At 40.5% G+C, this 568-nt stretch carries 1 protein-coding gene; it reads right to left on the bottom strand.

What is annotated here, in order from left to right; translation table 11 throughout:
- Positions 1 to 35: 35 nt before the first annotated feature.
- On the bottom strand, positions 36 to 479 hold the full coding sequence (locus AC1EU2_RS18760) for a hypothetical protein (protein WP_480299800.1): 444 nt from the start codon (positions 477 to 479) through the stop codon (positions 36 to 38).
- Positions 480 to 568 lie beyond the last annotated feature (89 nt).

The raw sequence follows: 568 nt of genomic DNA, 5'->3' as shown, positions 1-568 counted from the left end.
ACATTGTCATGTTGAACAGCTTGTTAGGCGATTGGTCAACACCAATTTGAGGCTGAGAACTCTTTCGAATTTGAAGATACGCTATCACCATGAAGCATTCTTATCACCCATTCGACAACCTTGTCTTCTGTAGTACTATAAGCCCCAGAGTTTCCTAATAATGTGTTTTGGCATTCAGCTAACCCTTCAGGTGTTAAGGATACTCCTGTTTGAAATTCTTTTAAGCGCCCTTTATTAAGCCAGTGTTTAAATGCTGAAGTGCTATTTGCTAATAAAAACATTAGAATTTCATGATTCATTATTGCTCCAGAGAGTTGATTATTATTTTGAGCAACTCGAAATGCAGCAATTGTCATTGCTCTCATTTCTTTATTTCGTGAACCATGAAGCCCCATAGAGTGCGCCTCATTAGTGCTTGTGGGGTAGCGGTTTGTACCATAAAGAGTAATTGAATTAGAAGGTTCAAAAAGTTTACTCATCGATTTCTCCATCCATGGTTTCGCCTAACGTCTCAATAACCGGCGCAGCTTTGCTGCGTCCGGCGCCTGAAAGGCGCGTAGTTGATTGA

Source organism: Parashewanella sp. 2304DJ23-3, assembly GCF_056591695.1.
Note: the sequence above shows the minus strand (reverse complement) of the source record. Positions and strands in the feature narration are given on the sequence as shown.